This is a genomic window from Legionella sp. (genome assembly GCF_049790535.1).
In the GTDB taxonomy this organism is placed as follows: Bacteria; Pseudomonadota; Gammaproteobacteria; order Legionellales; family Legionellaceae; genus Legionella.
In genome coordinates this window covers 1-4,945 of sequence record NZ_JBAQZB010000148.1, presented here as the reverse complement: position 1 = coordinate 4,945, position 4,945 = coordinate 1, and the positions used below count along the sequence as shown (strand labels likewise).

Below are 4,945 nucleotides of genomic sequence, written 5' to 3'. Positions count from 1 at the left end.
AAGCATTAGAGCTCGTGTTATAATATAGCATCTAGTTTCAAGCAGAAAACGTATTTTATGGAAATATTTAGAGAAGATAATTTATGACATTAATGATTAGGATCGGCTATGCGTATTAATAACTATGGTGAAAAAGCGAATACCTATGCACAACATAATAAAGATGAAGGCACGATATCATTAGCGTATGGAGAGTTTGGAGCGATATTTGATAGGTATGTTACAAGTGGAGATAATCGAGCATTGGATTTTGGATCTGGTGTAGGACGCTCGCGTAAATATTTAGAAAGCATTGGTTTTAACTCAGATGGTGTTGATATTGACGAAGCTATGGTTACAAAAGCTAAGGAATTAGATAGGGAAAATGAAAGCAGATATCAACTCATTACGGATGCTGTTATTCCGCAACGACCATCTAAATATGACTTGGCTTTTTCGTCTTTAGTGGTTTTGGAAATGAGTACAAAAGAAGAAATTGCTCAGTATTTTGCTGAAGCATATAGAGTGATGAAATTTGATGGGACCTTTGTTGTGTTCACGGTCAATGATGATTTTTATAAACATCAATGGACTTCTGTAGATACAAATTATCCTGGCAATATGGAAGCAAAAAGTGGGGATCGAGTTAGGGTAAAAATCAAAGAAATTAATTTAGAGTTGGATGATTTTTATTGGACGAAAGCAGATTATAGAGAGATAGCAATTGCAGCTGGTTTTACCATAATAGAGGAAGTGGAACCTCGTTCAGCTGAGGATGAACGCTCACAGTGGGTTTCTGAGTGTGATCATTCTCCTTATGTTATTTTCGTAATGAAAAAGACAATGTCACTTGAGCCTACACATGAATTATCTTCTCGATTGGGACTAAACATTGCTGTACCAGGACGAGGTTGCTTCGTTGAAACATTTCGCGCACCTGAAATAATTGCTCAAGCAGATCTTCCTCCTGGCTATTCGGGGAATAGAAATGCAAAAGCAGGGATTAGGCTCTTAATGGCACCAGGCGAATTTTGGCCGTTTCATCAACTGAAATCGACAGAGGTTTTTAAGCATATCAAAGGGAATGATCTTTTAATCCATTGTATAGATGCACATGGAGAATATCGTCAAGTTTATCTAGGTGAAGAGCATGATGATGCTGTAAAAGAGTTTACAATTCCTGCGAATTGTTGGTATGCAGAAGAGGTTTTTGGTAGTGGCGGGTACACCTTGATTGAGGCAATTACCTCTCCTGGATTTCATCCAGATGATTTGGTCGAGGCGAGAAAAGAAGAGTTATTGGCACTGATACAAGAAGATGATGTGGAAGCAATAGAAGCTATTAATCGATTTTATTCTGCAGCTACCGCATCTCCGTTAGCTGGTTCTAGACGATACCAATTTCATAGCGCCGCAGCTGGAGATGAAAAAAAAAGCGTAGCAAGTGATGCCAGCTTAAGGTTTGCATAATTATTTAGATTTGGCTTGCCAGTGTTTGTTAATCCAGGCTTTTGGTTGAACAGGACTCAAATTCTCGTATTTGGTTAATATTGGAACGATAATACTTGAAATCCAAGATCCGAATAGCTCAAAAATTACTTTTAATATTAATTGATGACAAGTGAATATGAGCCAGTAGCTTAATGAAAATTTTGCAAAGAAAGCTATAAAATTAAAGACGAATGTATCAACAGTAACGCCAATAATTGTGGATGCAATCGATCTTCTTAGAAAGAATTTTCCATTAAAGATGGACTTTGAAATGGATAGTATTTTTGAATTAATTTTTTCTCCAAGATAATATGCAAGGAATGTACCTAAAATTATTCTTGGAGAAGACGAAAAAATAATTTCCCATGCTTGCTGGTTTTCCCAGCCAGGTGCTGGTTCAAGCATGGTGACAATATTAAGGCTGATAAAATAGATTACAAGAATGATTAAGCCCATCTTGATGGCTCTATTAGCTGCTTTTTCGCCATAAACTTCGGTTATAATATCGCATATAGAAAAAGTAAAAGGGAAACAAATCATACCACTTGGTGTTAGCATTGAAAAAAATCTAGTGATTTTAAGCGCATATATATTGCCTAGAATAATAATGGAGCAAAATACAGCTAACAAATAGGGGTATGCGCTTTTTGTAATATTTTCTTGTGTAATATACTCTTGTTCCACATCAAATCTCAAATGTTGGGTTGCGTTTTTTCTGGATCTCTAATTGACAGAGTTGATATCCCATACGAAGTAAATCCGGCGAATAAATATTTTCTAACAAAGATTTGTCCCGTATTAAATCAAGAAAGGGGACATCAAAAATACCACTGCTTTCAGATATTAATAACCTGGTTTTTATTTCATTATTATGCATATAGAGCTCAATAAAAGTGTACCAATAGTCATTGGCATTAATTCTATTTTCAATTTTTCTTTTGAATTTGTTGGAGATAAATTGAAATAAGTTTATTTGAGATTGTACTCTATTTCCTAAATTAAGGGGTCTGTTCATTTCTTCAATTTTAGAGTAATAACCTATGCGTATAAGTGACATCGGTTCACATAATTTTATAAAATCATAATCTGAAATAACATTAGATAAACAGGTTGTGTATGAGGCTCTTGAGTTAATGATTTGAATTTTTAAAGTAACTTTATTATTTTTTATCTTTTTATCGACAACCCGAACATTAGGGGTTTTCTGAATATCAATAGCGCTTATTTTTAATAGATACCCTTTGATGCCATTTATTATTTTACTAGGAGAGCAATAAATATCATAAAGTCTAGATACAGCCTTACTATACATCCTAAAATACTCCATTAAATAATAATTCTTCCTTCTATTACTACTCCAATTAATCTAATTTGTTGATCAAAATTAATTATAAAATAAGAAGAATTGGCCGGAATGAGATATTTTTCACCTTTGAGATCGACGTATTTTCGGATCAAAACTGAGTTTTCTGTAAGATTTGTTGCGATAATAACGTCGTCATTGTGAACGGACATTGTTTTTTTTGCAATTAAGTAAGTTTTATTTGGGAACATGGGAGCCATTTCATCGGTATTAATTTGTGTGATGAAGCAAGATTGATCGATAGATTTATGGCTAAAAGAAGTAACTTCATAAAATTTTGTTGAGCTATATTCATTGTTAATCCATGGCGTTAATTCTTCCATAGGAATAAATGGTACTTTAATAGAGTCAAATGATTTTTTTACCTGTAAAGGAAAGCCACTGGGCAACTCAGCAACACCCATGAGCTGTTCTATGCTGATGTTAAAATATTGGGCTATTGGTAGTAAGGTGCCTGCCCGTGGATCAGGAGTGCTACCAGATAGCACTCTATGAATAGTGGCCTTGGGAACATTAATTGCGTTTGCAAGCGCCGCTTCACTTATATCACCCATCAACGCACTTAAAATTTCACTTACTTTGATATTTGTCATTTATCCCAAGCTTAATTCAAATTCGAGTCAATAAAATGTTGACATCGATTCGAAAACGAGTCAATATTGGTTTAAGTCGACTCATTTTCGAGTCGATCGGCTCATATATCGAATAATAACATATAAACCGAAGCTTTATATATTTATCGGTTCATATTTGAAGTAACCTTTTTCCATGGAGTTGAAATTGGAATCAAATAACGATTACAAAAAAGTCTTTGTCACAATACAGATCTCCGAGGAGTCAAATAGATTTCTTTCAGAATCCGCAAAAAGATCAAATCGAAAGAAAGTACAGGAAGCCAAAATACGTCTAGAAGATCACCTAAATAGATACTGATCTTGCTACCGATCAATATCCGAATTAAATGCCGCTGTCCCTCAGTTTAATAATGAAAATAAAAAGCAGTTGGAGAAGAAAGATGACTGATTCATGTGGGAATGCCGATTTTGAGAGCATTAAAAAATCATCAATTTATCCGGTTAATAACAATGAAAATAGTGAAGCAAATAAGAGTTATACACCCAAAAGGGTCTTAACGTTAACCATGGATGAGCTGGTGGTGGCTGGACTTGGTTTTATGTTGCTTATCATCTCCAACCAAAAAATTTTGGTATCGATGTTTGGGTTGGGTTTGTTAAGTGGGTTGCGGTATTTGAAGAAAGGAGAAGGTCCAAAAGCGCTTTTAGTGTTGGCTTATTGGTATTTACCCAGTTTTATCACCCAATTTTTTCTCCCCAAATTACCTTTATCACACCACCGTGTGTTCGTGATGATTTGAAAAAAGAAAACTAAAGCGAGAATATGCGATGACGCACAATCAACCCAGTAGTCTTCATCTCTTAATTATTGAGGATAACCTCATGTGTCAGCACATTTATCGTGCTGCCCTAGGTGGACTTAATTATCAATTAGAGCTGGTGGACACCGCAGTCCAAGCATTAGACTCCTTATCGCAGCAAGCCTATAGTTGCATTATATTAGATTTAGGCTTGCCTGATAAAGAGGGATGGGAATTAATACCTATAATGCGCGCAAACCCATTGAATCGATTAACGCCTATTCTTGTGATTACAGCCCATGCTGATGAATCTCTGCAGCAACAATGTATTGCGTTAGGGGCTAATGAGGTGTGTATTAAACCTGTACCACCTGATGAAATATGCCAGCTCCTTAAAAAACATCTGGATAAATAAGACCAATTACGGCTCTGTCTCGAAAAATTGTTTAGACGTAGGGTGGAGAAATTCTGGATGGAACTATGCTGCAAGCCCATAAAACTGTTCGAAGATGGACTGTTTTCCTACCTGCAGATGCTGCCCTTTTCGTAGCATGTGGTGCAGTTCAATGCCAGTCAGTGTAGCCTTGGCTGAGTGAACTTCTTTAAATCCCGATAGCTCAGGGAATAGGCCAGATAACATCTGACCAACAGCAGGATCATATCCTGTTTGAAATGCTTCCATTTGAAACTGAGCATCGTCGAACTCCAAAAAATTTGGAAATTTTACCAGTGCCTGA

General features: G+C 35.9%; 7 protein-coding genes and 1 pseudogene. 4 read left to right on the top strand and 4 right to left on the bottom strand.

The genetic code is table 11. The features are described 5' to 3' along the window. Nucleotides 1-108: 108 nt before the first annotated feature. Nucleotides 109-1,449 carry a cupin domain-containing protein gene (locus WA877_RS10015; protein WP_425170775.1) on the top strand — a complete coding sequence of 447 codons (1,341 nt, stop codon included), beginning with the start codon at nucleotides 109-111 and terminating at the stop codon, nucleotides 1,447-1,449. Here the strand turns inward: WA877_RS10015 and WA877_RS10010 are convergent, their stop codons facing one another. The 3 genes from WA877_RS10010 to WA877_RS10000 are packed head-to-tail and all read right to left on the bottom strand — an operon-like array spanning nucleotide 1,450 to nucleotide 3,426. Beyond that, nucleotides 1,450-2,154, bottom strand: a complete 705-nt coding sequence (locus WA877_RS10010) for a queuosine precursor transporter (protein WP_425170774.1) — start codon at nucleotides 2,152-2,154, stop codon at nucleotides 1,450-1,452. Nucleotide 2,155: 1 nt separating this feature from the next. After that, nucleotides 2,156-2,782: a hypothetical protein gene (locus WA877_RS10005; RefSeq protein WP_425170773.1), complete on the bottom strand. Its 627-nt coding sequence runs from the start codon at nucleotides 2,780-2,782 to the stop codon at nucleotides 2,156-2,158. Between the two features lie 14 nt (nucleotides 2,783-2,796). Beyond that, the gene (locus tag WA877_RS10000; protein ID WP_425170772.1) at nucleotides 2,797-3,426 is read right to left on the bottom strand and encodes a S24 family peptidase; all 630 of its coding nucleotides are present in this window, start codon (nucleotides 3,424-3,426) and stop codon (nucleotides 2,797-2,799) included. Nucleotides 3,427-3,601: 175 nt separating this feature from the next. On the opposite strand from WA877_RS10000, the gene WA877_RS09995 reads away from it, so the two are divergent. From WA877_RS09995 to WA877_RS09985, 3 genes are all read left to right on the top strand, one after another. After that, nucleotides 3,602-3,766, top strand: coding sequence for a TraY domain-containing protein (locus tag WA877_RS09995; protein ID WP_425170771.1), 165 nt, complete (start codon nucleotides 3,602-3,604; stop codon nucleotides 3,764-3,766). 82 nt (nucleotides 3,767-3,848) lie between these two features. After that, nucleotides 3,849-4,208: a type IV conjugative transfer system protein TraL gene (traL, locus tag WA877_RS09990; RefSeq protein WP_425170770.1), complete on the top strand. Its 360-nt coding sequence runs from the start codon at nucleotides 3,849-3,851 to the stop codon at nucleotides 4,206-4,208. A gap of 28 nt (nucleotides 4,209-4,236) precedes the next feature. Further along, nucleotides 4,237-4,623, top strand: coding sequence for a response regulator (locus WA877_RS09985; RefSeq protein ID WP_425170769.1), 387 nt, complete (start codon nucleotides 4,237-4,239; stop codon nucleotides 4,621-4,623). A gap of 63 nt (nucleotides 4,624-4,686) precedes the next feature. Here the strand turns inward: WA877_RS09985 and WA877_RS09980 are convergent. Further along, a pseudogene (locus WA877_RS09980) lies at nucleotides 4,687-4,945 on the bottom strand (hypothetical protein); the annotation flags it as partial.